The sequence below is a fragment of the Actinomadura rugatobispora genome (genome assembly GCF_055379765.1).
Genome location: NZ_AP029191.1, coordinates 2,448,538 through 2,462,001, shown reverse-complemented (window position 1 = coordinate 2,462,001; position 13,464 = coordinate 2,448,538). Strand labels below are relative to the sequence as shown.

The following is a 13,464-nucleotide window of genomic DNA, read 5'->3' as shown; positions in this document are numbered from 1 at the left end:
CAAGGGGCTTGATCGCGTCATACCCGACGGCGGGTGTTACCGGGTGGCCTACCCGCGGACGACGCCACCCGCCGGCTCACCCGCCCGCGCACCGACCGCGAGAACATCGGCGCGGGCGACAACGACATCAACTACACCTACGACCCCGCCGGCAACGTCACCAAGATCGCCGACACGCCTGAACGAGCTGGAGACCGAGTCGCTGCGGTCCACCGGCGCGGTCCTCACCCCGGCCACCGTCCGGGCCGTCTACCAGCTCGGAGCCGACGACGCCGAGGTGCTGTTCAGCGCGGTGACCTGGCTGCGTCGGCACCCGGACGCGGGAGCGTGGACCGCACGTCAACTCCCGGTCCCCGGCATGCACACCAAGTGGCTCGACACCCATGGCGCGCTGCTGCGCGACGTCGCGGGACGCGACGTCCGGGACGAGGTCCGGCCCCGGCCGGCCGTGCTGCACCTGACCTACGTCGACCCAGGCCACGCCGCGTCGGGCCGTCGCAGGCATGACGCCTGGACCACCGGCGACACGCACGACATCGCCTACCGGCCGCGGATCGTTCTCGTCGTCGAGAACCGCGACTCCCGGCTCTGGTTCCCACCGGTGCGGGACACGATCGTGGTCGAGGGCGGCGGTAAGGCGGCCGGGACCCTGCTCGCTAACGTGCCCTGGATCCGCGCTGCGGAGCACGTCGCCTACTGGGGAGACATCGACGCGGACGGATACGCGATCCTCGACCGGTTCCGCGCCGCGCTGGCCGAGCCCGGACCGGACGAAGCGCCACCGAAACCGGTCACCTCGATCCTGATGGACGCCACGGACCTGCACCGCTACGCCCGGCACGGGGTGAACCATGACAAGGCGGGTCGCCCCATCAAGCCGTCCCCGGTGATCCTGCCGCACCTCACCGAAGCCGAGACGACCGCCTATGACACCATCGCGACTGCAGGCCCCACCCCGTTCCGCCGGATCGAACAGGAAGCCATTCCCCTCGCCCACGCCGCAACCCGGTTGCTGGACGTCTGCATGAGATCCCCTTCGTCACCGGGCCGCAGCCGTTGTCACCCGATCGATGGGGCGTAGGGTTTCAAGCCTGTTCGCCAAGCGGCGGGCCCGTCTCAGGAAGCCTCGCGTGCCGGCCGGAACATCGTGTTCGACACCGGCGGCGTACGAGGATGGACGCAGCGGGGATTGTGGGGACACCGGTTTCCAGGTCGAGGTGGCCAGTCTGACGACCTGTCCGACCAGGAAGGTCGATCTCGCGGTGGAGGCTCCGCCGTCGGCTTCTCCGGTCATGACCATGGCAGGTCCGGCGCCGGCACCGCTGGAGTCGGCGGGCAGGAGGCCTCTCGCGCTGTCCGGTAGGGCGGAGGCGCGTGATCTCGCCGGCTCAGCTCTCGCCGTTTCCGGGCCCGTTGCCGCCGAGGAAGTAGAACACCGCGAAGGTGAACAGCACGGTGGCTCCGAACACTCCGCACCCGTACTCGATCGCCTGCGGAAGCGAGTCGCCGTCGAGGCGCTGCAGGATGCCGCCGACCAGCGCGGCGATGACACCGAGGAGGACGGCGATCGTCGCGAGCAGGGCACGGACGGTACGCGATCTGTGCGACCGGGGGGCGGTCATGATGCTCCCTCCAGGGTGTGGACGGTTTCCAGCAGGCCGTTGACCAGTCCGTCGGCCAGAGCATCGCGTGTGGTCTCGGCGGCCTTCACCAAGGCGTGGTGCGCGATGATCTGCGTGTCGAGGGCGTCGACCGCCAGGCCGATGCGGCGCTGCTCGTCGGCTGGCGGCAGCTTCACCGGAAGCGCCCCGAGGTTCGCGGCGCTGATGGACGGGATGGCACTGGCCGCCCCGCTGCGCGCCTCGATCCACTTTTGGACCGTCGGAGACGAAAGGAGCGCCAGCAGGTAATCCGGTTCCACGCCGTCGTCGGGGCGCAGACGCATGAGGTTGGTGGACGGCAGCCACCCCTCCTCCGCCGCGGTGACGAGCGCCGTCGGACCGACCGAGCCGGTGCGAACGATGAGAACGTCGCCTTGCCGGACCTGGTACTTCTCCAGTGCACGCGCGCTCTCGACAGAGAGCAGGACGGGGTCTTCGACCGATATTCGATGGTCCCTCAGGTGCGCGGGCATCACCAGAGGGACGCCATGGGGCGCGCGTTCGGCCTTCTTGACGAGGCTGTGGGACGGGCCCGCCTGGATGCGGCACAGATCAGCCAATCGCACCTCCCGCCGGTCACTGACGCGACCGCGCTCGTCCAGCGTCCGGTGCGCGATGCTGATGCGGGCGGCCCGCGCATCGGCTTCCCGGGCCTGCTCCGTCTGGAATTCCAGCGCGGCCGCCGGTCGTGGAACCTGGATTCCGGTCTCACCGCCGGGCCAGAACGGCGTCTCGGGAAGGTGGTCTGAAGGGACGAGTGAATGGCTGCGCTCCGCGATGTCCGCGACCGGGACGGCGGCGGCCGCGCCGCGACCGCCCAGCGCCTCAAGCCACCTGTCGTCCCCGGAACGCCACCGGTGCACGCACTCGACCAGGGCGTCGATCTCGTCCTGGGCGAGGACGCGCTGCTTGCCGGTCTTGACGCCGAACCGGCGGGCGTCGATCAGCAGGATGCGCCCGCCCTGTGCCGCCACCCGACCGGTGGGATGCCTGAGGACCCAGATCATCGCTGGAGCGGCGGTTCCGGCGAAGAGCTGGCGGGGCAGGGCGATGACGCACTCCACCGCCCCGTCCTCGATCATCCTCCTCCGGATGTGCAGTTCCCGGGCGTCGGTGGACACCGCCGCCCGATTGGGCATCAGCACACCGGCCCGGCCGCCCGGTGCGAGTGACCCGAGGATGTGCTGGAGCCAGGCGTAGTTGTCGTTGTGCGGTGGTGGAGATCCGTAGACCCAGTCCTTGCCCGGCTCCTCGTGGCGGCCGTGCCGCCGGCTGTTGAACGGCGGGTTGGACACAACGACATCGACCTGCGCGGAAGGCGAAGCGGTCTGATGAGGCTGAGGAGCCACACTCAGGTCCACCTGCGGGACGCCCAGCGCGTGGAGCCTCATCCCTGCGATCTCCAGCAGGTCCCGCGAGGGGCTGGTTCCCGAGAACCGCAGGCCGGGGGAGACCTCCAACGCCCCTGCCAGGAACTCTCCGCCGCCCAGGAAGGGGTCATGGATGCGCCCGGCGGCGCGGCCGTCCTTGAGCAGCAGATCGATCATCGTCCTCACCACCGAGCGCGGGGCGAAGAACGCCTCGTCGGCCGGTTTGCTCCAGGTCTGGAAGCGGTCGAGCAGTGGGTGGAAGGCGTCCACCCCGAGTTCCTCGCACAGCCGCACGATGTGCGCCACGTCGTCGACGGCCTCGGCGTCGAGGTCGTCGAGCCGGACCGCCGATCCCGGTGGCAGGCCAGCCGATTCCAGCGCCGCCGCGACGCGGCGGCCGATCGCCCGCAGCAACTCCTGCGGAGACCATTGCTCGTCGAGTGCGCCGCGCACATCGTCGCGCAGCCGGGACCATGCCGGACTGTCTCGGTGGCGCAGCAGGATGAGGGAGGACAGGAGGTGGAGGTAGACGGTCGGGTGCTCGCGTCCGCGGACTCTCACCGAGAGCGGTCCGAAGAGCTCGGTCAGGATCTCCTGGGTACGAAGGGCGGCAGCGTCCTCGTCCGGGGCGGCGGTCATGAAGCAAGTCTCGGGGAAGGACGCCCTGAGGGCAACTGCGCATCATGATGCGCACTTCCGCTGAGCCGGGAGAAGCCGGCCGGCCTGCTGACCGAGCGGCAGGACGCGATGGCCGCCCCGGAACGGGTTCTCGCGCCACACAGGGAACCCCGACTCCGACACGCCCAGGACGCGGCAGCACGCCTTGATAGGCAGCCGCCGTCCGTCCATCACCTCGATCGCTTCGAACCGTTTTGGGGCACGGCCTGCTGCATAGGTTGGATCGCCCGCTGGGTCACCGCCGGTTCGGTCTCCACGCGCGCGATCCGGCGCCGGGACGCCGCGAGTCCTGCGTGGCCGGCCGCTGCCAGCCTCGGCTCCAGACCCGCGTCGATGTGGTCCTGGCCCAGCCGGATGTAGATGCTCCGGTTGGGCATCTGCACATCCGCAGCGCCCTGCCGGACCGGCGGGCCGTCCTTGACCGGATGCAGCACTCGCGGCGGAACTCGAGCGGTGGCTCCCGGGCCCTTCTTCAAGATCCGAGTCAGGGACGTCACCGAACCCGGTGAACTGGATTGCCAGACGCTCGGGACGTACTTCTGGTTGTCGGCCGGGTCTGGCCTGGGGGCCGAGGGCGGGCCGTGGCCCGTCGGCTTGCGTTCCTGACGACGCCCGAGTACGACAGTGATCGGGTTGTCAGGACACGGCCTGCAAGGGTGAGTCTGGCTCGTATCATGACTATCTGCACGACGGGCGATCCAGTGTGGCGGTGATGATGCCGGCGCGGCGAGGCAGGTGTGCATGGATGACCTCAAGCCATCCGACCCCCGCGTGATCGGAGGCATCGAGTTGCGGGGCAGGCTCGGTGAGGGTGGCATGGGGGCTGTCTATTTCGGGCTTACCGCGGACGGGGAGCAGGTTGCGGTCAAGGTGATCCGGGACGCGATGGTCGGCCATCAGATCGTCCGTGAACGGTTCAACCGCGAGATCAAGGTGATGGACATGATCCGCGGGCCCGGTGTGGCGGGGCTGGTCGCCGCCGCGGCGGAGGGCGAGGAGCCACCATGGCTCGCCATGGAGTACGTGCGCGGCCTCACGCTGCGGCAGTACGTCGAAGGCCGCGGCACGCTGGCCGCGGCGATGGGCGCCGCGCTGGGTGACCTTCTCGTCGAGGCGCTGATCGCCGTCCACACGGCCAAACTGCTGCACCGCGACCTCAAGCCCGGCAACATCCTGCTGGGGTCGGAGGGGCCGAAGATCATCGATTTCGGGCTGGCGGGGCTGCTGGAGGCGCTGGAGGATCAGGAGCTCACCTCGACGAACGAGACCTTCGGCACCCCGGTCACCATGTCTCCGGAGCAAGTGGAGAGCGCCAAGAACCTGACGCCGGCGGCCGACGTGTACTCGCTGGGCGCGACGCTGATCTACGCCCTGGCCGGTCACTTCCCGTATCAGCGTCCGAACAAGAACGCGCTCTTCCACGCGATCACCGACTCGAACATCGCGCCGGACCTGAGCGGCCTGCCGCCCACGCTGGAGCCGGTGATCGTCGCGATGGTGGCGCACGAGCCGGCTTCGCGCCCGACCCTGGCCGAGGCCGCCGACGAGTTTCGCCGAGTGTGCAAGGAAGCGGGCCTGTCGCCGAGGGACGCTCGTGTGCACCTGGCTACCCTCACCTTCGTCAAGCGCGACACCGACCCGCCGTCCGACTTCGACCCGCCCTCGCAGGCGTGGCGCCGCCGTCCCGTCACGGTCCCCGTGCCACGGCCCGCGATCCAGGCGCTGGCGGACCGGATCCGCGCCGCCTACGCGACCTCGACACGGCTTTGAGATGAAGGAGTTCTGCGAGTGACCATCGCACATCCGCAGGCCACGCCGTTCGCGAACGGCGCGCGGATCGAGGTGCGCGACGCCGAGTGGATGGTGCGCACCTGCACCCCGGTCGAGCGGGGCTACATGGTCCGGGCGGTGGGGGTCTCGGAGTTGGTCCGGGACGAGGACGCGATCTTCTTCACTGACATCGAGGACGTGCGCCCTTTGCGTCCGGAGGACACTGAGCCGGTCGCCGACACCACGCCGGCCTTCGCCCGCGGCCGCCTCTACCTCGAATCCGTGCTGCGCCGCACTCCTTTGCCGCAGACCCAGCGCGGCCTGGCACTGGCCGATCGGTTCCTCCTCGACCCGCTCACCTACCAGCAGCGCCCCGCCGAGCTGGCGCTGCAAGGGCTGCGCCCCCGCATCCTGCTGGCGGACGTGGTCGGCCTCGGCAAGACCCTGGAGATCGGCCTGATCCTCGCCGAGCTGATCAGAAGGGGCCGGGGGGAGCGGATCCTGGTCGTCACGCCCCAGCAGGTTCTCGAGCAGTTCCAGCACGAGCTGTGGACGCGGTTCGCGATCCCGCTGGTCCGGCTCGACTCGGTCGGCCTCGAGCGCATCCAGCGTGACATCCCGGCCGGCCGCAATCCGTTCCTGTTCTACAAGCGCGCCATCATTTCGGTGGACACGCTGAAGAACCAGGGCAAGTACGGGCAGCACCTGGAGAACATGCACTGGGACGCCGTCGTCATCGACGAGTCCCACAACCTCATCAACGAGGGCAATCTCCGCAACCGGCTGGCCAAGCTCCTGGCCGCCCACACCGATGCGCTCCTGCTGGCCAGCGCGACCCCGCACAACGGCAACGCCGAGTCGTTCGCCCAGCTCGTCCGGCTTTTGGACCCCGCCGCGATCGCCGACCCGAAGAACTACTCGGCCGATCAGATCAAGCACCTCTACCTGCGCAGGACGAAGGTCAGCCCGGAGGTACGCGACCAGATCGGCGGCCGCTGGCCGGACCGCGGCCCCTCCGTCGCGGTGCGCTGTCCGGCCACGCCCAAGGAAGAGCGGATCTTCGAGGAGCTGACCCAGGTCTGGCTGGACGGGCCGGAGCGCACCGGCGGCCCCCTGGCCGGCCCGGACCGGCGGCTGTTCCCCTACACGCTGCTCAAAGCGTTCCTGTCGTCCCATGTCGCGCTCGCCTCGACGGTGGGACGACGCCTCAAGAACGCGACCGAGCCCCGCGAGATCGAGGCCCTCACCGACCTGGCCGCTCTTACCGGAGCGATGCAGGACAAGGACTCGGCCAAACGCCGCGCCCTCATCGACAAGCTTGAGGAAATCGGAGTCGGAGGCGGCAAGGCGACCCGCGCGGTGGTGTTCTCCGAGAGCGTTCCCACCCTGAACTGGTTGACGGAAACGGTCCCGGCCGAGCTGGGCCTGCGGCCCGATCAGGTGCTGCTGATGCACGGCGGCATCGGAGACCAGGAGCAGCAGCGGATCGTGGAGGAGTTCTCCCTGCAGGACAGCGAGGTCCGGCTGCTGGTCACCGGTGACGTGGCGTCCGAGGGCGTGAACCTGCACCGCCAGTGCCACCACCTGATCCACTACGACCTGCCGTGGAGCCTGATCCGGATCGAGCAGCGCAACGGCCGTATCGACCGCTACGGCCAGGAGCACCAGCCGCAGTTCCACGCGCTGATCCTCACCTCCGAGATCGAGGGCGCCAAGGACGACACCACCGTCGCCGAGAAATTGCTGCGCCGGGAGGAGGAGGCGCACCGCAGCCTGGGTACGGCCGAAGCGGTCACCCGCGAGTTCACCGCCAAGAAGGAAGAGGACCGACTCATCAAGGACCTGCTCGCCGGCAAGACCGTCGAGCAGTCCCTGGACGAGGCGCCGCCCGCCGGGTTCGACTTCCTGGCCGACCTGATGGGCTCCATGGAGCAGAACACCCAGGAACCGCCGCCCAGCGCGCCCGACCCGAAACTGTTCGAGTCCACCGAGGCGTTCGTCCGAGAGGCGCTGCGGACGGTGGTCCCCGGCCTGCGCATCGACGACGACGGGGAACTGCTGGCCTTCGAACCGCCGCCGGACCTCATCCAGCGGATGTCGGCCCTGCCCGCCTCCTACCTGCGCAGGCACAAGGTGCACGAGCGGATGAAGGTCACCTTCAACCGCGCCCTGGCCCAGCGCAAGCTGGACGAGGCCCGCCGCACCAAGACCATGTGGCCGGACATCGCCTACCTGTCGGACCTGCACCCGATGGTGGAGTGGCTGGTCGACAAGGTGCAGGTGCAACTCGTACGGCAGCAGGCACCCGTGATCACCGCCCAGGTGGACGAGCCGGCGTTCCTGCTGCAAGGCATCTATTCGAATGCTCTGGGGCAGCCGCTCGTCGTGGAGTGGATGGCGATCGACGGCCTGCCGCACTGCCCGCGCGTCCGTGACATGTTCGAGGTGCTCGCCGAGGCGGGAGTCGGCCCCCAGATGATCAACACGCTGCGTCCGCCGGACCTCGACCGCCTGCGCCCCCTTGTCCGGAACGCGGTGGAAGAGGCCCGCCGCCGCCTGGACGCCCGCCGCGACGAGCACGCCGAGCAGGTCGAGAAGCAGCTCAGCGGGCCTCGCGAGCGGCTCGTGGATTGGGAGCAGACGTCCCTGTCCGGCATTCCGGCCGAGGGACGAGGCGCCCGCAAGCGCGACGACGTACGCGACACGGCCGACCAGCAGCGGCGGCTCATGGAGAGCATCCGCACCACTGGGGAGCCGCTGCTGCGCGTCCTCGCCGTCCTGGTTCCGCATGATGACTGAGCGGAGCGAAGGACTGACCGCTGTTCTTGCTGGGGGTGTGGGGGTTCGTCCCCCCACAGGGGGAGGGGAGTGACCATGACGTTCGATTCGCTGGTCAACCGCGGCGACTACTTCTCGGCGCACTACCTGGCCGAGGTGCTGCCCAAGGACCTCAAGAAGAAGGACGGCCTGTTCGCCCGCTGGACCGAGCAGGAGAAGCGCTGGCGCGACGAGCACAAGGGTGGCGAGGAGAACCAGGACGAGGAGAGCGGCTGGCCGACTCCCCGCGCCGGTCTGCGCGCCCTCCGCAAGCCGTACTTCAAGGCGCGCCCCACCTTCGCCGACTACCTGGAAGCCGTCCGGGACGACGCGCCCGTCCGTCCCGACCCGCTCGAGTACAAGAAGTCGCTGCACGAGCTGCACGGCCACGTCCTGCGCGCTCTCGGGTACGAGGCGGAGCCCCGCACACTCACCGTCACACATTCCGGCGGTGCCTATGAGGTGGACGTCGCGTACGCGGGCCCGCACGACCGCCCTCTCGTCGTCGCGATCGAATGCGGCTGGGCCCCCGATGTGGACGCCGCCCTCGACCCCGAACTGTCCGGCCTGCTGCTGCGCGGGGTCGAGCTTGACGGCAGGGAGACGATCGAGACCGGGGACAAGCTCGCGTCCTGGCTGCTCAACAGCGAGGACCCGCCCCGCTACGTGCTCATCCTGGCGGGCGGTGTGGTCATCCTCGCGGACCGGATGACCTGGGGCGAGGGCCGCTACCTCGCGGTCAGCCTGGACGTCGCCCTGGGCCGCGGCACCGCCCTGCCCGACGAGCTCGGCACCATCGCGGCCCTGTTCGGCGCGGACACGCTGCTGCCGCCCGAAGAGGGCGGGACGGAACGGCTGGCCGAACTACTCACCAGCTCCCGCCAGCACGCCGTCGGCGTCTCCAAGGAATTGCGCGATGGACTCCGCGACTCCGTCGAGATCATCGCCAACGAGGTGCTGAATCGCCTGTACGAGCAGGGCGTGAAACCCGCTGACCTCATGGAGCCCGCCGCGTTCGCCAAGGAACTCGGCCGCGAATCCCTCCGCTACCTGTACAGAATCCTCTTCCTTCTGTACGCCGAGGCACGTCCCGAACTGCACGTGCTGCCCGCGGACGATGAGGCGTACGTCAAGGGGTACAGCATGGCCCGCCTCGGCGACCTGCTCATCCGGGAGTTGGTGTCAGAGGAGTCCCGCCGCGGATTCCATTTCTACGATTCGCTGGACCTGCTGTTCCGCATGGTCAACGACGGCTACAACCCCCGTGGAGGGACGGAGCCCGGCGAGTCCGAGGGCGAAGGACTGCGCTTCGAGCCTCTCAAGAGCGACCTCTTCGACCCGGAGCGCACCAGGCACATCGGGACGTTCGTCCTCGACGATGACGACGAGAACCCACGCCGCATCGACACCCGCCTCCGCAACGAAGCCCTCCGGAAGGTGCTTCGCCTTCTCATGCTGGCCAAGGGGAAGCGGAAGGAGCGGGGAGGTTTCATCTCCTACGCCCAGCTCGGCATCAACCAGCTGGGAGCGGTGTACGAGGGGTTGATGTCGTACACGGGGTTCATCGCCAAGGAGGAGCTGTACGAGGTCGCCAAGAACGGCGACCCCAAGGACGGCTCCTGGATGATCCCCGCCCACAAGGTCGCCGACTACGACGACTCGGTGTTCGTGCGCCGCATCGACGAAAATGGAATCAAGACCGGCGAGTGGGTCAGCTACAAGCCCGGATCGTTCGTCTACCGGCTGGCCGGCCGCGACCGCCAGACCAGTGCCTCGTACTACACGCCCGAGTCCCTGACCCAGGTCACCGTCCAACTCGCGTTGCAACATCGACTTGACCAGGACGGGACGACCACCAAGGCCCGCGAGATCCTCGACTGGACCATCTGCGAGCCCGCCCTGGGCTCCGGCGCGTTCCTCAACGAGGCCATCAACCAGGTCGCCGCCGAATACCTCAAGCGCCGCCAAGCCGAGTTGAGGAGTGAACGCCTCGAAGGTGAGCGCTACATCCAGGAACTCCAGAAGGTCAAGGCGTACATCGCCCTGCACAACTCCTATGGAGTGGACCTCAACGAGACCGCCGTGGAACTGGCGGAGGTCTCGCTCTGGCTGAACGTCATGCACGAGGGCCTCCAGGCCCCCTGGTTCGGCCTCCACCTCCGCCGAGGCAACTCACTCATCGGTGCAGGCCGCCGCCTGTACGCCCCGGACGCTCTGAAGAAGGGTGCCTGGCTGACCACCGCCCCCAACGACCACCCATTCCGGGACGGTCCGATCCCCCATGGACACATCCACCACTTCCTGCTACCCGCCCAGGGCTGGGGAGCGGTAGCGGGCGAGAAGGAGGCCAAGAACCTCGCCCCCGAAGAGGCGAAGCAACTGGCCGCCTGGCGCAAACGCCTCCGCACCTCCCCTTCTACTGGGAAGAAGCGCTCTCAGACTGAACGCCTTCAAGGCTTGGCTCGCCGGGCCGAGTTCCTGTGGGGCCTGGTCATCAGGCGGCTGGAGCTTTCCGAACGTGAGATCAGTCGGCGTGTGGACGTCTGGGGCGCTGAGGATCTGCCCGAGCCCAAGGAGGCTATCCCCAGGGAGGAGATCAAGGAGAGGCTCACCAGGCAGGGGTCGCCCTACTGGCGCCTCAAGACCGTCATGGACGCCTGGTGTGCCCTGTGGTTCTGGCCGCTCGACAAGGTCGGTCTCTTGGACGGAACGGACGAGCAGTACGAGGTGCTCAAGGCCCCGCACGTTATCAGCCGTGTCGCCGAGCCGCAGAAGGCGGAAGAAGCAGCCACTACGGACTCGCTCGTTGTTCAGCAGCGATGGGAGGCGCCCACCCTGGACGGGGCGCTACCTCCTGCCCAGCAGGAACTTGCTCTCCAGAAGCAGCGCCGCAAGAGCCAGCCAGCCAAGCCGCGCGTCAAGCGCCGCACGGTGACCCCGTTGAACAGCCTTGACGACTGGCTCGACTTCGCCGAGGCACTCCTGGGCGCCGACGACTTGGACGAAGAGCGTTCTCTGTTCCCGAAGTCTGACCTTCTCAGCGACCTAGACCAGTACGAGAGGGCGCTTCCGACTTGGATGGGCATGGAGGACGAGTGGAGACTGGAAGAATTCTTCCCCTGGCTCCACACCGTCCAGAACATCGCCGAGCAGCAAGGCTTCTTCCACTGGGAACTGATATTCGCCCAGATCTTCAACAAGGGCGGCTTCGACCTCCAGGTAGGCAACCCACCCTGGGTACGACCCCGCTGGGAAGAGGCAGTTGTACTGGCCGAACTTGCACCCTGGTTCGTGTTGGCGACGGAGCAAAATTCTATCTATAAGGAAGAACGGAAGCGGAAACTTCTCGAGCCGAACTCTTCGCGCGACTACTTCCTGAGTGAACGGACCAGAATCAGTGGTATCGGCAGCTTCTTGCAATCTGAGCCAACTTTTTCACTGCTAGTTGGCACGCAGCCAGATCTGTATCGCGCATTCATGTGCCGTGTGTGGAATAGTCTCAACGGTGCGGGAGTTGGCGCATTGATACACCCCGACACTCACTTTGGTGGGGCTCGCGAAGGGCGTTTGAGGGCTGCTGCATATAGGCACCTGCGCCTACATGCAACTTTCGTGAATGCTGGTAACTGGGCATTCCAGGACCTGGTGCGGACGCAGGAGTTCGGACTGCATGTGTACGGCCCTCGCAGTGAGATCAGTTTCGTCCATTTGAGCGATCTATATAGTGCTCAGGTGCTCTCGAAATCGTTGGTGCACGATGGGCAAGGGGAACTTCCCGGTATCAAGTACAAAGGCACCTGGGATACCCGTCCTCATAAGGCTCGGGTCATCAGTGTTGATGAAGAGGTGCTGGACGGCTGGAGAAAGCTCACCGTAGGCGCCGAAGTTCCTGTTGAGGAGACACCGTTGCTGTATCCGGTGACAACGGCGGAAGCGGACGGTATCGAGTTGTTGGCCGCTTATCCTCGACGCTTGGGGGATAGTAACCCTTATGTTAGTAGTGGATATCATGAAAAGGGGGCCAAAGACGAGGGTTTGATTCAGTGGAAAACAATGCGGCCAGAATCGCTGGACGACGTGGTCCTGCAGGCACCGCATTTTGCGATTGGGACACCCTTCTACAAGCAGCCCAAGATCCCTTGCCGCACCCATCACGACTATGTGGCGTGGGATGTTAGGCAATTGACCTCAGATGCGATCCCTATCACAAATTATCAGAGGGCTGCCGATCCCTCCCGTTTTCAATTGGCCCAAGATAGGTGGGGCGATTCTCGCTATACGGAACACTATCGCATGGCATGGAGGTCATTTATCGACCCAAAGGCTGCCGAGCGATCGCTGTTCGCAGCGTTGATCCCGCCAGGACCTGCCCATGTCCATACCGTCTACAGTATGGCAGTGCCCGTGGAGGGGAAAACTGGCACTCTGGGCAATGGTGTGAATATTGATAATCACGCCACTGCCCTCTTGGTCGGTTTCTGGGCCTCTATTCCTCTGGACTACCTGCTTCGCGTGACAGGTCGTGGGCATCTCCAGCGAGCTGAAGCTTTTGCGATGCCCGTGGGGGAACTGCGCCACCCATTTGCATCGGCAATGCTTTTGCGGACATTGCGGCTTAACTGTATGACAGAGGCCTACGCTGCATTGTGGAAGAGCGTATATTCTGCCAGTTGGTCAACGGAGACATGGGTCGTCAACTGGCCGCAAATGCCAGCGCTGGAAGCAGTGGGGCCACAGTGGGATCGAGTAACGCCGCTGCGTACGGAATACGAACGTCGTGCAGCCCTCGTCGAGATCGATGCGCTTGTTGCTGCATGGCTTGGGTTTTCGGTGGAGCAGTTGATTGCGATCTACCGTGCCCGCTACCCGATATTGGCTGATCGTGATTCGGCGATGTGGTTTGACAGCTCCGGTCGAAGGCTTTCAGCGGACCCATATGCATTTGGTTATGGGCAGACGAAAGAACACTTCAAGCACCTCCAGGAGCATCTGGAGCATCCGGAAAGGGTTCCTGCTCCGGAGGGGTACACGCCGCCGTTCTACAAGGCGGATCGGGAAGCTGAGTATCGGCAGGCACATGCCGTGTTCTCGGAGCGGCTGGAGCGGGCTAAGGCTGAGGGGTGGACGCCTGATGGGGAGTCGGCGTCGTGAACTCGGCTTCGACTGGC

The 13,464-nt window shown here is 66.7% G+C and carries 7 protein-coding genes; 4 read left to right on the top strand and 3 right to left on the bottom strand.

Annotated features, from left to right (window positions below; genetic code table 11):
- The first annotated feature begins 43 nt into the window (after positions 1 to 43).
- Positions 44 to 1,081, top strand: coding sequence for a Wadjet anti-phage system protein JetD domain-containing protein (locus tag ACZ466_RS10350; RefSeq protein WP_378286935.1), 1,038 nt, complete (start codon positions 44 to 46; stop codon positions 1,079 to 1,081).
- Positions 1,082 to 1,388: 307 nt separating this feature from the next.
- On the opposite strand, the gene ACZ466_RS10345 is transcribed toward ACZ466_RS10350, so the two are convergent.
- The 3 genes from ACZ466_RS10345 to ACZ466_RS10335 form a co-directional block, all read right to left on the bottom strand.
- Positions 1,389 to 1,622, bottom strand: a complete 234-nt coding sequence (locus ACZ466_RS10345) for a hypothetical protein (RefSeq protein ID WP_378286936.1) — start codon at positions 1,620 to 1,622, stop codon at positions 1,389 to 1,391.
- Entirely contained in the window at positions 1,619 to 3,670 is a 2,052-nt protein-coding gene (locus ACZ466_RS10340) for an N-6 DNA methylase (RefSeq protein WP_378286937.1), read from the bottom strand. Before ACZ466_RS10340 ends, ACZ466_RS10345 begins: the two co-directional genes overlap by 4 nt.
- 209 nt (positions 3,671 to 3,879) lie before the next feature.
- Positions 3,880 to 4,143, bottom strand: coding sequence for a hypothetical protein (locus ACZ466_RS10335; RefSeq protein WP_378286938.1), 264 nt, complete (start codon positions 4,141 to 4,143; stop codon positions 3,880 to 3,882).
- Positions 4,144 to 4,498: 355 nt separating this feature from the next.
- Between ACZ466_RS10335 and ACZ466_RS10330 the strand changes: the two genes are divergently transcribed.
- The 3 genes from ACZ466_RS10330 (at position 4,499) to ACZ466_RS10320 (ending at position 13,447) form a co-directional block, all read left to right on the top strand.
- The gene (locus ACZ466_RS10330) at positions 4,499 to 5,479 is read left to right on the top strand and encodes a serine/threonine-protein kinase (RefSeq protein WP_464043293.1); all 981 of its coding nucleotides are present in this window, start codon (positions 4,499 to 4,501) and stop codon (positions 5,477 to 5,479) included.
- A gap of 18 nt (positions 5,480 to 5,497) precedes the next feature.
- Entirely contained in the window at positions 5,498 to 8,278 is a 2,781-nt protein-coding gene (locus ACZ466_RS10325; protein WP_378286940.1) for a DEAD/DEAH box helicase, read from the top strand.
- A 75-nt stretch (positions 8,279 to 8,353) separates the two neighbouring features.
- Complete coding sequence (locus tag ACZ466_RS10320; RefSeq protein ID WP_378286941.1) at positions 8,354 to 13,447, top strand: class I SAM-dependent DNA methyltransferase; 5,094 nt, start codon at positions 8,354 to 8,356, stop codon at positions 13,445 to 13,447.
- Positions 13,448 to 13,464: the final 17 nt, after the last annotated feature.